16 protein-coding genes and 1 pseudogene are annotated in these 15082 nt (G+C 67.4%); 13 read left to right on the top strand and 4 right to left on the bottom strand.

The annotated features are described in order from the left end of the window. The coding region (gene argB, locus Q0S71_RS19310; RefSeq protein ID WP_295999507.1) for an acetylglutamate kinase at positions 1 to 471 on the bottom strand (471 nt) is incomplete at its 3' end. 142 nt (positions 472 to 613) lie between these two features. Here argB and Q0S71_RS19305 point away from each other — a divergent pair. The 5 genes from Q0S71_RS19305 (at position 614) to Q0S71_RS19285 (ending at position 6142) form a co-directional block, all read left to right on the top strand. Beyond that, entirely contained in the window at positions 614 to 1201 is a 588-nt protein-coding gene (locus Q0S71_RS19305) for a sigma-70 family RNA polymerase sigma factor (protein WP_295999505.1), read from the top strand. Between the two features lie 24 nt (positions 1202 to 1225). Beyond that, positions 1226 to 1477 carry a zf-HC2 domain-containing protein gene (locus Q0S71_RS19300; RefSeq protein ID WP_295999503.1) on the top strand — a complete coding sequence of 84 codons (252 nt, stop codon included), beginning with the start codon at positions 1226 to 1228 and terminating at the stop codon, positions 1475 to 1477. After that, positions 1474 to 1734 carry a hypothetical protein gene (locus tag Q0S71_RS19295; RefSeq protein WP_295999501.1) on the top strand — a complete coding sequence of 87 codons (261 nt, stop codon included), beginning with the start codon at positions 1474 to 1476 and terminating at the stop codon, positions 1732 to 1734. Before Q0S71_RS19300 ends, Q0S71_RS19295 begins: the two co-directional genes overlap by 4 nt. A gap of 105 nt (positions 1735 to 1839) precedes the next feature. Beyond that, entirely contained in the window at positions 1840 to 4920 is a 3081-nt protein-coding gene (locus Q0S71_RS19290) for a response regulator (protein ID WP_295999498.1), read from the top strand. Positions 4921 to 4972: 52 nt separating this feature from the next. Next, positions 4973 to 6142 carry a two-component system response regulator gene (locus Q0S71_RS19285; protein WP_295999496.1) on the top strand — a complete coding sequence of 390 codons (1170 nt, stop codon included), beginning with the start codon at positions 4973 to 4975 and terminating at the stop codon, positions 6140 to 6142. 34 nt (positions 6143 to 6176) lie between these two features. On the opposite strand, the gene Q0S71_RS19280 is transcribed toward Q0S71_RS19285, so the two are convergent. Beyond that, positions 6177 to 7559, bottom strand: a complete 1383-nt coding sequence (locus Q0S71_RS19280) for a PHB depolymerase family esterase (RefSeq protein ID WP_295999495.1) — start codon at positions 7557 to 7559, stop codon at positions 6177 to 6179. Between the two features lie 52 nt (positions 7560 to 7611). Next, positions 7612 to 8025: a CopG family transcriptional regulator gene (locus Q0S71_RS19275; protein ID WP_295999493.1), complete on the bottom strand. Its 414-nt coding sequence runs from the start codon at positions 8023 to 8025 to the stop codon at positions 7612 to 7614. Positions 8026 to 8255: 230 nt separating this feature from the next. Between Q0S71_RS19275 and Q0S71_RS19270 the strand changes: the two genes are divergently transcribed. The 3 genes from Q0S71_RS19270 to Q0S71_RS19260 all read left to right on the top strand — a co-directional run bounded on the left by Q0S71_RS19270 (position 8256) and on the right by Q0S71_RS19260 (position 10486). Continuing rightward, complete coding sequence (locus Q0S71_RS19270; RefSeq protein ID WP_295999491.1) at positions 8256 to 8477, top strand: DUF1289 domain-containing protein; 222 nt, start codon at positions 8256 to 8258, stop codon at positions 8475 to 8477. 3 nt (positions 8478 to 8480) lie between these two features. Beyond that, on the top strand, positions 8481 to 9389 hold the full coding sequence (locus tag Q0S71_RS19265; RefSeq protein ID WP_295999489.1) for an MBL fold metallo-hydrolase: 909 nt from the start codon (positions 8481 to 8483) through the stop codon (positions 9387 to 9389). A gap of 143 nt (positions 9390 to 9532) precedes the next feature. Next, complete coding sequence (locus Q0S71_RS19260; RefSeq protein WP_295999487.1) at positions 9533 to 10486, top strand: nitronate monooxygenase family protein; 954 nt, start codon at positions 9533 to 9535, stop codon at positions 10484 to 10486. 89 nt (positions 10487 to 10575) lie between these two features. On the opposite strand, the gene Q0S71_RS19255 is transcribed toward Q0S71_RS19260, so the two are convergent. Then, positions 10576 to 10923 (bottom strand): HigA family addiction module antitoxin, encoded by a 348-nt coding sequence (locus tag Q0S71_RS19255; RefSeq protein WP_295999486.1) that lies wholly within the window; start codon positions 10921 to 10923, stop codon positions 10576 to 10578. 215 nt (positions 10924 to 11138) lie between these two features. On the opposite strand from Q0S71_RS19255, the gene Q0S71_RS19250 reads away from it, so the two are divergent. The 5 genes and pseudogenes from Q0S71_RS19250 to Q0S71_RS19230 form a co-directional block, all read left to right on the top strand. Beyond that, positions 11139 to 12962: an aminopeptidase P family protein gene (locus Q0S71_RS19250; protein WP_295999483.1), complete on the top strand. Its 1824-nt coding sequence runs from the start codon at positions 11139 to 11141 to the stop codon at positions 12960 to 12962. Continuing rightward, positions 12959 to 13216 (top strand): hypothetical protein, encoded by a 258-nt coding sequence (locus Q0S71_RS19245; protein ID WP_295999481.1) that lies wholly within the window; start codon positions 12959 to 12961, stop codon positions 13214 to 13216. The genes Q0S71_RS19250 and Q0S71_RS19245 overlap by 4 nt, the downstream gene beginning before the upstream one ends. Positions 13217 to 13274: 58 nt before the next feature. Further along, on the top strand, positions 13275 to 14024 hold the full coding sequence (locus Q0S71_RS19240) for an MgtC/SapB family protein (protein WP_295999480.1): 750 nt from the start codon (positions 13275 to 13277) through the stop codon (positions 14022 to 14024). After that, positions 14011 to 14628 carry a DUF924 family protein gene (locus tag Q0S71_RS19235; protein WP_295999477.1) on the top strand — a complete coding sequence of 206 codons (618 nt, stop codon included), beginning with the start codon at positions 14011 to 14013 and terminating at the stop codon, positions 14626 to 14628. The genes Q0S71_RS19240 and Q0S71_RS19235 overlap by 14 nt, the downstream gene beginning before the upstream one ends. Then, a pseudogene (locus Q0S71_RS19230) lies at positions 14628 to 15082 on the top strand (DUF2520 domain-containing protein); the annotation flags it as partial. The gene Q0S71_RS19235 and the pseudogene Q0S71_RS19230, both read left to right, overlap by 1 nt.

The following is a 15082-nucleotide window of genomic DNA, read 5'->3' as shown; positions in this document are numbered from 1 at the left end:
GAAGCCGATGTCGAGGAACTGGCCCGGGTTTTCCTTGTCCGGCATGGCCATTTTTTTGGCGCGGATCAAGCCGCCGTCCTTGCCGGTCAGGCCCACGGCCTGGCCGCCGTAGTGATTAATCAGCATCACGATATCCTGCTGCACCTCGCCGCCCAGCACCCATTCGACCACTTCCATGGTCTCTTCGTCGGTGATGCGCATGCCCTGCACGAAGGTGCCCTGCTTGCCGATTTTTTTCAGCGCGTTGTCGATCTGCGGGCCGCCGCCGTGCACCACGACCGGATTCATGCCGACGAGTTTCAGCAGGATGACGTCGCGCGCGAAGCCGTGCTTGAGGCGTTCGTCCGTCATCGCGTTGCCGCCGTATTTGATGACGATGGTTTTGCCATGGAAATTGCGGATATAAGGCAGCGCCTCGGCCAGAATCTGAGCCTTGATCTGCGGCGCCACCGCGGTCAGGTCATCAGTCATGCCTAGGTTCAGGTCAGTCAGTTGGGTCATGGCGAGTCCGGTAAAAATATTTCAGCGATTTTACAGCCTGGAGCGGCGGCAAGTCGTCATTATAGGGCTATCCGGTTGTAATTTCCGAGATGATCCGCTAGGCTAGGCCGCTATGACCCTCTCCTCCTCCGCCACCGAGTCCCTGTATCGCCAATTGGAGACGATGCGGCCGCTGCTTGTCCGTTTCGCAGTATTGCAACTTCGGAATCAAGCGCTGGCCGAAGACGCGGTGCAGGACGCCCTGATCGCGGTGCTGGAAAAGCCCGAGCGCTACGCCGGCCAGTCCACGCTGCGCACCTATGTGACGGGGATTTTGAAGTTCAAGATCATCGACAACCTGCGCGCCACCACCCGCGAGCGCCAGATCGAAACCTGCGACGACCAGTCCGAGGACGACGCCATCGACGCCCTGTTCGTGGCCGACGGCCACACCCGCGACAAGCCGCTGGCCTGGGGCGACCCCGATCAGACGCTGGAGCAGAAGGATTTTTTCCGCGTGCTCGAAGTGTGCCTCGAAAAGCTGCCGGCCAAGACGGCGCGCATTTTCATGATGCGCGAGTGGCTGGAACTGGAAACCGACGAAATTTGTAAGGAATTGGCGATCACCACGTCTAATGCCTGGGTGCTCTTGTACCGGGCCCGCATGCGCCTGCGCGAATGCCTGGACTTGAACTGGTTTGGCCATTGCCAGACTTCGTGACCGCACCAACCACTGTCTGCGATTATGGAACCACATAAAATTGGCCTCAAACCCACTTGCCGCGAAGTGCACCGCCTGGTGTCGGAAGGGCTGGACCGCGAGTTGTCGCTGGTCGAGCGCACCCGCATGCGCCTGCACCTGATGGTGTGCGGCGCCTGCACCCGCTTCAATGGCCAGATGTCGCTGCTGCGGCGCGCCATGCGCACCATGCCGCCGCCCGATTATGACGCGGCCGCCGCGCCGACGCTGCCGCCGGCCGCCCCGACACCGCCATGAGTTTATGCGCGCGCTGCGGCGCCGCCTTCAGCTGCGCCATGGTGGCCGGCGAGCGGGCCGGCGCGGCCATGGCCGGCAATGTTGATGATACGGCCACCACCACGACCGCCGCCGCCGATCCGGGGCCGCGCTGCTGGTGCACCTATCTGCCGGCCGCCGTCGCGCTGCCGTCGGAGCCGGGCGGCGCCTGCTGGTGCGCGTCCTGCCTGGCCGCGCACATCGCCGCCGCCGAACAGCGGCGCGGCGCCGCGGATTGATGGCATCATGGATGCCGTGTAGCCGGACATCGCGCCGTCCCCGTTCCGACCCACCCACCCCACCCACCCCACCCACCCCACCCACATTACGCACCAAGGAGCACCATGCGTTTTAGCGATATGCGTATCGGCCTGCGGGTCGGCATCGGCTATGTCATCCTGATCGCGCTGATGCTGGGCGCGATCGGCGTCGGCGTCGACCGCATCTACGCCATCCGCGCCGAGAGCGACCACATACTGGACCAGGACTGGGCCGCCTCCTCGGCCATCAACCGCATCGACAGCGAATCGCGCGACGCCGCCACCCGCGTGCTGACCCTCATCATCGAGGGCAAACAGATCGACCGCGTCGCCACCTACGCGCGCATCGACACCATCAAGCGCAGCATCGACGGCCAGCTAGAGCGGCTGGCCGCGCTCGACGCCACGCCCGAAGCGCGGGCCCGGATCGACACCGTCAAGCGCGCCCGCGCCGCCTACTACGACACCTTCATCGCCGTCGCCGACCTGGTGGAGGCGGGCGAGCGCGCCGGCGCCGAGGAGAAAATGAACACGCTGGCGCTGCCGGCGCTGAATAATCTGCTGACCCAGATCCGCGCCCTCGACGAGCTGCAAAAAACCCAGGTCATGTCCAGCGCCGCGCTGGCGCGCCAGGACATCGACCACTCGCTGATGCAGATGGTGACGATGGGCGTGGCGGCGCTGCTGTTCGGGATCGTCTTCATGTATTCGGCGCGCTCGATCACGCGGCCGCTGGTCGAAGCCATCGCCATCGCCACCCGCGTCGGCGACGGCGACCTCGGTTCCGTCATCGAGGTGACGTCGAAGGATGAAACGGGCCAGCTGCTCGGCGCCCTCAAGCAGATGACCATCAGCCTGGCCGCCGAACAGCAGCTGCGCCAGGCCGTCATGGTGGCCGAGGACGCGACCAAGGCCAAGTCGGACTTCCTGGCCAATATGTCGCACGAAATCCGCACGCCGATGAACGGCATCATCGGCATGACCCATCTGGCGTTGCAGACCGACCTGACGCCCAAGCAGCGCAATTACCTGGAAAAGGTCGAAGGGGCGGCCAAGAACCTGCTCGGCATCATCAACGACATCCTCGATTTTTCCAAGATCGAGGCGGGCAAGCTGGCCTTCGAGCAGGTCGATTTTTATCTGGACGACGTGATGGCGCGGATCGCCGACCTGGCCGTCATGCGGGCCCAGGACAAGGGCCTCGAGCTGCTGTTCGACGTCGGCGCCGACGTGCCGATGGTGCTGGTGGGCGACCCGCTGCGCCTGGCCCAGGTGCTCATCAACCTGACCAACAACGCCGTCAAGTTCACGGAGCACGGCGAAATCATCGTCAGCATCCGGGTCCAGGAACGCGCGGCCGACACGGTGCGGCTGCGCGTCGGCGTGCGCGACACCGGCGTCGGCCTCACGCCGGCGCAGCGCGCGCGCCTGTTCCAGGCCTTCTCGCAGGCCGACACCTCGACCACGCGCCACCACGGCGGCACCGGCCTCGGTCTGACCATCAGCCAGCGCCTGGTCGAGATGATGGGCGGGACCATCGAACTTGACAGCGAGCCTGGCGTCGGCAGCGACTTCTATTTCAGCGCCAGCTTCGGCGTCGCCGCCGCGCCGGAGATGCTGCCGGCGCCGGACGTCTCCGGCCTGCGCGTGCTGGTCGTCGACGACAACGCCAGCGCGCGCGAAATCTTCATCGACATGCTGCACTCGATGCAGTTCGACGCCGCCTGCGCCAACGGCGGCCCGCAGGCCGTGGAGCTGATCGCCCAGGCCCGCGCGCAGCGGCGGCCCTTCAACGTGGTGCTGATGGACTGGCAGATGCCGGGCATGAGCGGCGTCGAGGCGATCCGCGCCATCCGCGCGGAAGCCGCCGCCGCCGCCGCCGATCCGGCCGGCGAGGCGGCCGCGCTGCCGGCCTTCATCATGGTCACCGCCTACAACCGCGACGCGCTGCTCGACGACATCCGCGACCTGCAAGTGGACGGCATGCTCAATAAGCCGGTCAGCTCGTCGACGCTGCTCGACTCGATATCGACCGTGTTCGGCAAGGACCTGGCGCGCTGCCGCAAGGTGCAGCGCCAGGCCGACTACCACAGCGCCGAACAGGCAGTGCGCGGCGCCTATCTGCTGCTGGTCGAGGACAATGAAGTCAATCAGGAGGTGGCGCAGCAGATCCTGCACGACGCCGGCGTGCGCGTCGACATCGCCAGCAACGGCGCCATGGCGCTGGCCAAAATCGCGGTGGCCGATTACGACGGCGTGCTGATGGACTGCCAGATGCCCGTCATGGACGGCTACGACGCCACCCGCAAGCTGCGCGAAGACCCGCGCCACGCGGCGCTGCCGGTGATCGCCATGACGGCCAACGCCATGGTCGGCGACAAGGAAAAATGCCTGGCCGCCGGCATGAACGATTTCATCGCCAAGCCGATCGACGTGGCGCAGCTGTTCACGACGCTGGCGCGCTGGGTCAAGGTGAGCCACCCGCAGGAGCCGGTGGCCACCGCGCCGCAGCCGCAGGAAACCCTGCCCGTGATTCCGGGCCTGAAAATGGAGGCGGCCCTGCAACGCATCGGCGGCAACGTCGGCTTGATGCGCAAGCTGCTCAACCGCTTCGTCGAAACCCAGATCGACGTCATGGACCGCATCGCCGCCGCCATCGACAACAACGACCTGGCGGCCGCCACGCGCGAGGCCCACACCGTCAAGGGACTGGCGGGTAACATCGGCGCCGGCGGCATGGCCGACAGCGCGGCGCGGCTGGAACAGATGCTGCTGCACGGCGTCGTCGAAGGACTGGACGACGCGCTGGCGGCGATGGCGCAGGAACTGGGCGCGCTGGTGGCCTGCATCGCGATGGCGATGACGGAGCGCGCGGCCGGCGCGACGGCGGCCGACGCCGGGCCCGCGCAGCCGGTGGACATGGCCGCGCTGGCGGCCGACCTGCGCGAGCTGGCGCGCCTGCTGGCGCAGGACGACGGCGCCGCCGTGCGCTTGCTCGACAGCGTGTCGCCGCGGTTGATCGCGGCCGGGCAGGGCGAGCACGCGCGCCAGCTCAGGCGCGAGCTGGCGCAGTATGATTTCGAGGACGCGCTGGCGCAGCTGCGGGAAGCCGCCCGCGCGCTGCGCATCGACCTGTCCGGACAAGACAGACCGGAACCGGCCTGACGCCGCGCGCCATCACAGAGATTTCTAAAAACCCGCATCATCAGGAGCCGCCATGAACCAGCCCCGCATCAAGCCGACCATTTTGGTGGTCGACGACACGCCCGATAATATCGACCTGCTGTGCGCCGTGCTGGAGCAGGACTACCGCACCAAGATCGCCGTCAACGGCGAGCGCGCGCTGAAGATCGCCAACGGCGACGTCAAGCCGGACCTGATCCTGCTCGACATCATGATGCCGGGCATGAGCGGCTACGACGTCTGCAAGGAACTCAAGGCCCATGCGGCCACGCGCGACATACCCGTCATCTTCGTGACGGCCATGAGCGAGACCGTCGACGAGCAGCTCGGCCTGGGCCTGGGCGCGGCCGACTACATCACCAAGCCGATCTCCGCGCCCATCGTGCTGGCGCGGATCAAGACCCAGCTGTCGATGAAGCGCGTGCACGACTTCCTGCGCGACCAGAACCACTTCCTGGAAACCGAAGTGGAACTGCGCACGCGCGAAGTCGTCGCCTTGCAGGACGTGACGATCCACACCATGGCGTCGCTGGCCGAGACGCGCGACAGCGAAACGGGCAACCATATCCGCCGCACCGCGCACTACGTCAAGACGCTGGCCGAAAAGCTGCGCGGCCACCCGCGCTTCAGCGCATTTTTGACCGACAAGAATATCGAGCTGCTGTTCAAGTCCGCGCCGCTGCACGACATCGGCAAGGTCGGCATCCCGGACCGCATCCTGCTCAAGCCGGGCCGCTTCGAGTCCCATGAAATGGAAATCATGAAGACCCATACGACGCTGGGCCGCGACGCCATCGAGGCGGCCGAGCGCGAGCTGGGGGTCACGGTCGACTTCCTCAAGTACGCCAAGGAGATCGCCTACGGACACCAGGAGAAGTGGGACGGCAGCGGCTATCCGCTGGGATTGTCCGGCGACGCCATTCCGATTTCGGCGCGCCTGATGGCGGTGGCCGACGTCTATGATGCGCTCATCAGCCGCCGCGTCTACAAGGAAGGCATGTCGCACGAAGCGGCCGTCGCCATCATCGCCGAGGGCCGTGGCCAGCACTTCGATCCCGACATGGTCGACGCGTTTTTAGCGTTGCAGGCCGAGTTTATCGCCATCGCCAAAACCTACGCCGACAGCGACCACGATATGGAAAAGAAGCGCGCAAAAGTCGAGCTGTTCACGCAGCCGGCGGTGGCGGGGCCGGGGCCGGGCTAGCGTCCAAGGAGGCGGCGTCCAAGGAGGCGCCGTCTCAGCTCACCGTTTTAAAGAAGCGCATCATCTCGCGGCTGGCGTCGGGCCCCTTGTCGTCGGTGTAGCTGCCGCGCGCGCTGCCGCCCGACCATGCGTGTCCGGCGCCGTGGATCAGCCAGTGCTCGGCCAGCGGCGCGCCGTCGGTGCCACGGTGCGTGGTCTGGGTGTAGCGGTGGCCGTTCGGCACCGCGTCCGACTGCACCGACGGCGCCGCCTGCGCGCCGGCGCCGCTCAGTCCCTGTTCCATCACGTCTTCGCCGTTGCGCGGATGGACCGTGGTATCGCGGTCGCCGTGGAACACGATGATGGGCAGGCCACCCTTGCTGTGCGGCGCCTGCGGCACCGGGCCGGCGCCGCGCTTCATCGCCATCAGCGCCGACGGCAGATCCTGGGCCGACGCGTACGGCAAGCCCGAATGGACGCCGACGGCCGCGAACACGTCGGGATACAGCGTGCCGACGATCACCGCCATCGCGCCGCCGGCCGACAGGCCGGCCACGTACACCTGGCGTTCATTGACCGGATAATCGTCGATGACCTGCTGCGCGATGCCGGCGATCAGCGACGGCTCGCCCTGGCCGCGCTGCTGGTCGATGGCGTTGAACCAGTTCCAGCACTTGGAGCTGTTGGCGTTCTTACCCTGCTCCGGATAGACGACGAAGCATTGCTGCTCCTCGGCCACCGCGTTCATCTGCGTGCCGGCGGCGAAATCATCCGGATCCTGGGTACAGCCGTGCAGCATCACCAGCAGCGGCATGGCCTGGCCGTGATAGCCGCTGGGGATGTACAGCTTGTAGTTGCGGGTGCCGGCGTGGTTGCGATAGACACCGCTGATGAATTGCGCGTTCGGCGGCAGGTCCGGCGCGGCCGGCGTGCCCACCGAGCTGCGATCGAGACTGGAAAAATCGAAACCGGGCATCTCGAAATTTTTCAGGTCGAAATTTTTCAGCTCGAAATTCTTCAGGTTCGATTGCAGGTTGGCGGCCATATTCGCCTGCAGCTCGGGCGTGATGCCCATGCGCGCCATCAGGTCCTGCGCCATCTGCGCGGGGTTGCCACTGAGACCGCCATTGAGATCGCCGCCGAAGTCGAAGCCCGGCGCTGCGTCGGGCGCCGGCTCGGCGTGTGCCTTGGCTTGCGGCGCGTCGCTGTCCATCGCGCGGCGGGCCGGGGCCGCGTTTGGCGCCGCTGCTGGCGGCGGATTGATGTCGCGCATGGTCGGCGCGGCCGTCGTGGCCGATGCCGCCGGAGCGGGCGTTGGCGCCGTCGCACGCGGCGGGTGCATGCCGCTCAGCGCGCGCTGGATGGCGGCCGTCGCGGCCGTCGGGCCCTTGCCGAGCAGGTCGCGCATCTGGTCGAACAACAGGTGATTGAGTTTCATGGACATCCTTCGTGGGTGCTGCGCATGCGAGGATGACCACCCATGCGCTCAGTTAATGTATTCGCCCGGCGAGGGCGGCTTTGACGACGGCGCTAGCGTGCAGCGCGCCGAGTACGAAAATCGATTCGATCGTCGCCAGCGCCAGCTCCACCGAGACGTCGCTGGCGATGCTGGCCAATCCCAGCACCTGGATTTGCAGGCGCTGGCCGGCCGCCTGCATCGCCTCCAGGTCGGCACGCGAGTAATGCTGCATGCCCAGCACCAGGCTTTTGCGCGCCACCGTTTGCTTGACGACGTCGGCGTGCGAGTTCAGCTGGTTGCGGATGGCGGTCCGTATCAGGTCGGTGCGGTTGGAATAAAACCCTTCCTGCACCAGCAAATCGATCTGTCCCAAGTCGATCGGTCCCAGATTGATCGTGATTTTTTCCGATTCGCTGGTTTTTAATTTCAGTTCTTGCTTGGCCATATGTCTCCGTCAGGCTCTGTATGGCATCTATTCGCCATCTATATGGATGGTATTATGCGCTTTGCGAGCGGAAAGTCAAGCGCGACGGGGCGCCGAGCGTACGCTGGCACACGCACGCGACGAGCTTATCGCGCGGATCTGACGCGGTCCTGACCGGCGCCGTCCCTCCCGGGCCGCCGATACACGGCATAATGGGCGCATTATCCGCACCGCGAGCACGCATCCCTAGCATGGCCATGAATATCGAACCGTCGTCCACCGCCCCCGAACTGGCCACGCCCGTGCCGTCGCCCTGCGTCAGCCTGTGCAAGATGGACGCCGAACGCCGCTATTGCATGGGCTGCATGCGCACCATCGCCGAGATCATCGCCTGGTCCAAGTCCGACGACGACTACAAGCGCGGCGTCTGGGCCGAGCTGCGCCTGCGCGAACAGACCATCGATTTCGATTAAGTCATGAACGGCCTGCCCGCCACCATGCAAGTGTTCGAGCGCGGCTGGCTGTCGTCGAACAATCTGCTGTTGCTGGGCCGGGAGGAGACCGTGCTGATCGACAGCGGCTATCTGACCCACGCGCCGCAGACGCTGGCGCTGGTGGAGCACGCGCTGGCCGGGCGGCCGCTGGACCGCCTGCTCAACACCCACCTGCATTCCGACCACTGCGGCGGCAACGCGGCCTTGCAGGCGCGCTACGGTTGCCACACGGCCATCCCGGCGGCCGAGGCGGCCAAGGTGCGCGACTGGGACGTGGCCGCCCTCAGCTTCGAGGCCACCGGCCAGCAGTGCGCGCGCTTCGGCTTCGACGCCACCGTCGCGCCCGGCGACGTGCTGGCGCTGGCCGGCATGGAATGGCGGGCGCTGGGCGCGCCCGGCCACGACCCGCACTCGTTGATTTTTTACTGCCCGCGGGAGCGCGTGCTGGTCTCGGCCGACGCGCTGTGGGAAAACGGCTTCGGCGTCATCTTCCCCGAGCTCGACGGCGTATCCGGTTTCGCCGAGGCGCGCGCCACGCTGGACCTGATCGCCACGCTCGACGTGCGGCTGGTGATCCCCGGCCACGGCGCGCCGTTCACCGACGTGGCCGCCGCGCTGCTGCGGGCCCGGCGCCGCCTCGACTACCTGAGCGCCGACCCGGTGCGCAACGCGCAGAACGCGGTCAAGGTGCTGCTCAAGTTCCTGCTGCTGGAGCGCCAGCGCATCGCGCTGGCCGAGGTTCCGGCGCTGCTGCTGTCGCTGCCGCTGTTCGAGCGCACCAACGCGCGTTTGCTGCGCCAGCCGCCGCTGCGACTGGCGCAGTGGACCGTCAGCCAGCTGCTGCGGTCGACGGCGGCCCGCATCGACGGCGACGACCTGGTCAATGGTTGAAGGGCGGGGTGCTTGAATACTTGAGCACTCAAGCAAACTAGAGCGGGGCGACTAAGTTTCCGACGATTTCGCACGACCGTACTATTTTCACCTTATAATCGATCGATCGTCATTCCCCTCCACCTCACGTCAGCGAGTTCGATATGGCCCTGCCAGCAGCGTTGCAAAATCTCACACTACCCGTCATCGCCTCGCCCCTGTTCATCGCCAGCGGCCCGGCGCTGGTGGCGGCCCAGTGCAAGGCCGGCATCGTCGGCGCCTTCCCGGCGCTCAACGCGCGCCCGGCGGCCATGCTCGACACCTGGCTCACCGAGCTGCAGGCGGAACTGGCCGATTATCAGCTCGCCCATCCGGGCCAGCGCGTCGGCCCCATCGCCGTCAACCAGATCGTCCACCAGTCCAATGACCGCCTCGCGCACGACGTCGACGTCTGCGTCCGGCACCGCGTGCCCATCATCATCTCCTCGCTGCGCGCGCCGCCGAAAGAGATGCTCGACGCCATACACGGCTACGGCGGCATCGTGCTGCACGATGTGATCTCGATCCGCCACGCCGAAAAGGCGCTGGAGGCGGGCGTCGACGGCCTGATCCTGGTGGCCAGCGGCGCCGGCGGCCATGCCGGCACCCTGTCGCCGTTCGCGCTGGTGGGCGAAGTGCGCAAATTCTTCAGCGGCCCGGTGGCGCTGTCGGGCGCCATCGCCACCGGCGACGCCGTGCTCGCCGCCCAGGCCATGGGCGCCGACTTCGCCTACATCGGCTCGCGCTGGCTGGCGACGCGCGAATCGAACGTCAGCGACGGCTACCGCGACGCCATCGTCGCCTCGGCCGCGGCCGACATCGTCTACTCGAATTTGTTCACCGGCGTGCACGGCAACTACCTGAAACCCTCGATCATCGCCGCCGGCCTCGACCCGGACGCCCTGCCGCAGGCCGACAAGAGCGCCATGAATTTCGGCTCGGCCAGCGCCAAGGCCTGGCGCGACATCTGGGGCGCCGGCCAGGGCGTCGGCCTGATGGACGACATCCCGACCACGGCCGAGATGGTGGCGCGCCTGAAACGCGAATACGACGCCGCCCGCGCCCGCCTGAGCTTGTAAGCGGGCGCCGCGCCGCTATCTTGCCGAGCCCCCGATGCGTCGGACGGGCACGTCAAAAGTCGTGGGCTTGATGCAGGTTAGTGCTGCCCTTATGCCAGCCGGCGCTGACGCTGCTTGCTCTGCCAAACGTCATAAATATTCTGCATCGCCAGCCAGCTTTCGGTCGAGCGGCCCAGTGTCTGCGACAGGCGTTGCGCCATCGCCGGACTGATGCCGCCCGTACCATTTAATATCCGTCCCAAGGTGGAGGGTGCGACTCCCAGCCTGGCCGCGCAGGCGCGGCCGCTGACGCCGTTCGGCGCGAGATAGACTTGCCTGATAAATTCCCCGGGATGCAGTGGGTTAAACATATCCATTTTCATGTCTGCTTGTATGCCCGCCAGACTGCCGAATTCAAAGAACCGTCGCAGACCTTTGTGCCGGAAAGATGTAATCATCATAGCGCCTGGATTTTGAGGTAACAAGCTTGACAGCTGCAGGCCATTACAACATCCGGGCGTCCGCCGCCGGTAGCGCCAAGTCAAGGGTTCGGCCGGGCCGCAATAATGCAATCGCCCAGCAGCGCCCCGGGCAATCGCGGTATCATAGGCCCCATCCACGGGGCGATGCCGTCGCTCCCCGCAAAACCGTATAAACGATTTACACAACGCCCATGCCCACTCCCGAAAAAATCGCCATCGCCGCGCGGCTCACCGAACTGCGCCTGGCGCTGCGCCGCCACCAGATCGACGCGCTGCTGGTGCCGTCGTCCGATCCGCACCTGTCCGAATACCTGCCGGCGCACTGGCAGGGCCGCGAGTGGCTGTCCGGCTTCACCGGCTCGGTCGGCACCTTCATCGTCACCGCCGATTTCGCCGGCGTCTGGACCGACGCCCGCTACTGGACCCAGGCCGAGGCCGAGCTCAAAGACACCGCCATCCGTCTGATGAAAATCCCGTCCGGCGCCAGCGTCATTTACATCGACTGGCTGGCCGCCCACGTCAAGGCCGGCCAGACCGTGGCCGTCGACGGCGCCGTGCTCGGGGTGGCGACGGCGCGGCTGCTGGCGCAGGCGCTGGAGGCGCTGGAGGCGCAGGGAGCGGCGCTGCGCACCGACGTCGATGTGCTGGCCGAAGTGTGGACCACGCGGCCCGCGTTGCCGACCGCGCCGGTGGTCGAGCACCTGCCGCCGCACGCGTCGAAAAGCCGCATCGGCAAGTTGGCCGACCTGCGCACGGCGATGGCGCAGCTGGGCGCGGCGCGCCATTTCATCTCGACGCTCGACGACATCGCCTACCTGTTCAACCTGCGTGGCGCCGACGTCCAGTACAACCCGGTGTTCTTGGCGCACGCGCTGATCGAGCCTGGCCGCGCCACGCTGTTCGTCGCCGACGGCAAAATCGCGCCGGCGCTGCGCGCGCTGCTGGCCGAAGACGGCGTCGACGTGCTGCCCTACGCGGCCGCCGGCGCCGCGCTGGCCGCGCTGCCGGCCGACGGCGCGCTGCTGGTCGACCCGCGCCGCGTCACCCACGGCACGCTGCTATCGGTGCCGGCCAGGGTGCGCGTGATCGAGGCGATCAACCCGACCACCTACGCCAAATCGAAAAAGAGCGAACCCGATGCGGCCCACGTGCGCGAGACCATGGAGCAGGACGGCGCCGCGCTGTGCGAATTCTTCGCGTGGCTGGAACAGACGCTGGCCGACCCGCGCCGCGCGCCGCTGACGGAACTCGACATCGACACGCGGATCACGGCGGCCCGCGCGCGCCGTCCGCATTTCGTCAGCCCGAGCTTCGCCACCATCGCCGGCTTCAACGCCAACGGCGCCATCATGCACTACCGCGCCAGCGCCGCCTCGCACGCGGTGATCGAAGGCGACGGCTTGCTGCTGATCGATTCGGGCGGCCAGTATTTGGGCGGCACCACCGACATCACGCGCGTGGTGCCGGTCGGCGTCGTGTCGGACGCGCAGAGGCGCGACTTCACGCTGGTGCTCAAGGGCGTCATCGCGCTGTCGTCGGCGCGTTTCCCGCGCGGCACCCGCTCGCCGATGCTCGACGCGCTGGCGCGCGCGCCGCTGTGGGCCGAAAGCCTGGACTACGGCCACGGCACCGGCCACGGCGTCGGCTACTTCCTGAACGTGCACGAAGGCCCGCAGTCGATTTCGCAATCGGCCATGCCGGAGCCGCACACGGCGATGGAGGCCGGCATGATTACGTCGATCGAGCCTGGCCTGTACCGCAGCGGCCAGTGGGGCATACGGATAGAAAACCTGGTGCTCAACCGCGCCGCCGAGGGCGGCGAATTCGGCCAGTTCCTGTGCTTCGAAACGCTGACCCTGTGCCCGATCGACACCCGCTGCATCGCGCCGGCGCTGCTGCGCGACGACGAGCGCCGCTGGCTCAACGACTATCACGCGACGGTGCGCGCGCGCCTGCAGCCGCACCTGGCCGGCGCCGCGCTGGCCTGGCTGCACAGCCGCACGGAGGCGCTGTGAGCGCGCGCTCGACCCGCGCCGCGTCGGCGGTCGAACGGCTCAAGCGGCGCGCCGACAATCCGCGCTACTCGATGTCGATCACCGGCAGCGGCCACTTCTTCCTCAGCGAAGCGCCGGGCCAGCCGCCGTTGTGCGCGCCGCTGGAGCTGGACGATTTCGTCGCCTTCGTCAACGCGCTGGGACCGCAGACGCCGCGCCGCGTCAGCAAGCTCGATGTCGCGTTTGAAAAGCAGCTCGCCAAAAAAACGCCCTAGTTCGCCGGCCGCCGTTCACCGTCCACCGTTCACCGCACACTGAAAGCACACCGCATCGATGGCTACCCTGACCTCCTACTGGTCCCCCGGCGAGCTGGCCACCAACGGCATCATCCTCCTCAATTTGCTGGGCGCCCTGGTGCTCGGGCTGTTGGTCGGCTATGAACGCTCCTACCACGGCCGCGCCGCCGGCATGCGCACCTATGGCCTGGTGTGCATGGCCTCGTGCGCGCTGACGGTGATCGGCGGCTATCCGGAATTCTGGTTCGGCGGCCAGGTCACGCAGCACCTCGGCGGCCTGGCCGCCGCCACCGATCCGACCCGCATCGTGCAAGGCATCGTCACCGGCATCGGCTTCCTCGGCGCCGGCGTCATCATGCGCGAGGGCTTCAACATCAGCGGCCTGACGACGGCCGCGTCGATCTGGGCCTCGTCGGTGATCGGCGTGATGGTCGGCCTGGGATTTTATCTGTCGGCCATGGGCCTGGCCTTTTTGTGCGCGATGTCGATGATCTTCTTGTACAAGCTCGAAGCGTGGCTGCCGTCGCGCCACGCGGTGGCGATCACGATGCGCTTCCGCCAGGGTTATATGCCGCAGGAGGCGGCGCTGCGCAAGATGGCGCTGATGCGCGGCTACGACATCGCCGGCGGCTCGCTGATGATAGGCAGCGACGGCGGCAAGCAGGAGTGGCGCTTCGTCGCCATCGCGCTGAGCAAGCGTAGCGGCTCGTCGCTGTCGCAGGTGTCGGCCGAGCTGGCGCAGTTCGACGGCATCGACGGTTACACGCTGACCCATGCGCGCAACTGACGCCGACGTCATGCCGGAGGACGCGCAGGCGGTGCTCGATTTCTGGTTTCTGCCGGCCGGCGACGAGGGCCACGGCGGCGCGCGGCGCGAGTGGTTCCGCAAGGACGCGCAATTCGATGCGCAGATCCGCGCGCGTTTTGAAGGCATGATCGAAGATGGCCTGGCCGGCCGGTTGCAGGCCTGGGCCGATGCCGGCGCCGGGGCCGCGCTGGCGCACATCGTGCTGCTCGACCAGTTCACCCGCAACGCCTGGCGCGGCACGCCGCGCGCCTACGCCGGCGATGCGCTGGCGCTGGGCACGGCGCGCCGGCTGGTCGACTCGGGCGCCGACCTGACGCTGGCGCCGCAGCAGCGCGCCTTTGTCTATATGCCGTTCGAGCACGCCGAGGACGGCGCCACGCAGCGGCTATCGGTGGCCCTGTTCACGCGGCTGGTGGCGGACGCGCCGGACCTGGGCAACCTGGCCGGCGCGCTCGATTTCGCGCGGCGCCACGGCGTCATCATCGAACGCTTCGGCCGTTTCCCGCACCGCAATGCCATCCTCGGCCGCGTGTCGACGCCGGAGGAACTGGCGTTCTTGCGGCAAGCGGGATCGGGTTTCTGATGCGGACCCTGAACCTCATCGGCGCCGGCCATGTCGGCCGCGTGTTCGGCCGCCTGTTCGCGGACCAGGCCGGCGCCGGCCTGCTGGTGCAGGACGTGCTGACGCGGTCGCCGGCGTCGGCCGCGCAGGCCGCGCACTTCATCAACGCCGGCGCGCCCACGTCCACATCGGCCCGGACCGCGGCGCCATGCCGCGCCGTCGACGGCTACGCGCGGCTGCGGCATGCCGACCTCTATCTGCTGGCCGTCGGCGACGATCAGATCGCGCCGGCCTGCGCCGCGCTGGCGCAAGCCGTGCCGCTGGCCGGCGCCATCGTCTTCCATTGCAGCGGCGCGCTGCCGGCGGCGCAGCTGCAAGCGGCCGTCGCGGCCGGCGCGCTGGTGGCCAGCGTCCATCCCATCCGCAGCTTCGCCGATCCGGCGGCGGTGGCGGCGCGGTTCGACGGCACTTTTTG

The sequence above is a fragment of the Rugamonas sp. genome, from assembly GCF_025354735.1.
Lineage (GTDB): Bacteria > Pseudomonadota > Gammaproteobacteria > Burkholderiales > Burkholderiaceae_D > Rugamonas.
Note: the sequence above shows the minus strand (reverse complement) of the source record. Positions and strands in the feature narration are given on the sequence as shown.

Excerpts from the sequence above, each read along its gene's own strand:
- Q0S71_RS19290 (WP_295999498.1), top strand. The coding sequence starts at position 1,840 with ATGCGTTTTAGCGATATGCGTATCGGCCTGCGGGTCGGCATCGGCTAT.
- Q0S71_RS19300 (WP_295999503.1), top strand. The coding sequence starts at position 1,226 with ATGGAACCACATAAAATTGGCCTCAAACCCACTTGCCGCGAAGTGCAC.
- Q0S71_RS19255 (WP_295999486.1), bottom strand. The coding sequence starts at position 10,923 with ATGATTACATCTTTCCGGCACAAAGGTCTGCGACGGTTCTTTGAATTC.
- Q0S71_RS19235 (WP_295999477.1), top strand. The coding sequence starts at position 14,011 with ATGCGCGCAACTGACGCCGACGTCATGCCGGAGGACGCGCAGGCGGTG.
- Q0S71_RS19295 (WP_295999501.1), top strand. The coding sequence starts at position 1,474 with ATGAGTTTATGCGCGCGCTGCGGCGCCGCCTTCAGCTGCGCCATGGTG.
- Q0S71_RS19240 (WP_295999480.1), top strand. The coding sequence starts at position 13,275 with ATGGCTACCCTGACCTCCTACTGGTCCCCCGGCGAGCTGGCCACCAAC.
- Q0S71_RS19265 (WP_295999489.1), top strand. The coding sequence starts at position 8,481 with ATGAACGGCCTGCCCGCCACCATGCAAGTGTTCGAGCGCGGCTGGCTG.
- Q0S71_RS19260 (WP_295999487.1), top strand. The coding sequence starts at position 9,533 with ATGGCCCTGCCAGCAGCGTTGCAAAATCTCACACTACCCGTCATCGCC.
- Q0S71_RS19280 (WP_295999495.1), bottom strand. The coding sequence starts at position 7,559 with ATGAAACTCAATCACCTGTTGTTCGACCAGATGCGCGACCTGCTCGGC.
- Q0S71_RS19270 (WP_295999491.1), top strand. The coding sequence starts at position 8,256 with ATGGCCATGAATATCGAACCGTCGTCCACCGCCCCCGAACTGGCCACG.
- Q0S71_RS19275 (WP_295999493.1), bottom strand. The coding sequence starts at position 8,025 with ATGGCCAAGCAAGAACTGAAATTAAAAACCAGCGAATCGGAAAAAATC.
- Q0S71_RS19285 (WP_295999496.1), top strand. The coding sequence starts at position 4,973 with ATGAACCAGCCCCGCATCAAGCCGACCATTTTGGTGGTCGACGACACG.
- Q0S71_RS19250 (WP_295999483.1), top strand. The coding sequence starts at position 11,139 with ATGCCCACTCCCGAAAAAATCGCCATCGCCGCGCGGCTCACCGAACTG.
- Q0S71_RS19305 (WP_295999505.1), top strand. The coding sequence starts at position 614 with ATGACCCTCTCCTCCTCCGCCACCGAGTCCCTGTATCGCCAATTGGAG.